Source organism: Saccharopolyspora sp. MMCC62 (assembly GCF_057736575.1).
On record NZ_JBYKCM010000031.1, the window covers coordinates 1 to 231 of the forward strand.

The window sequence follows — 231 nt, forward strand, 5'->3', positions numbered from 1 at the left end:
ACGAAGTCGTAACAAGGTAGCCGTACCGGAAGGTGCGGCTGGATCACCTCCTTTCTAAGGAGCAATACACATCCGCGAATGCTGGCCCTCAGGGTTTGGTGTTGGTGGGGTGTCTCGGGCTCAGGGAGCGACTGTCTTCCTGCCTGGGGTGCTCAAGGATTTAGTGGAAATGCTGCTCGGAGTTTTCGTCATCGTGCACGCTGTTGGGTGTCTGAGAGAGCACACTGTGTG

1 rRNA gene is annotated in these 231 nt (G+C 56.3%); it reads left to right on the plus strand.

Going from position 1 to position 231, the window contains the following annotated elements:
- Positions 1–54, plus strand: a 16S ribosomal RNA gene (locus AC29IT_RS28745); the annotation flags it as partial.
- Between the last annotated feature and the right edge of the window lie 177 nt (positions 55–231).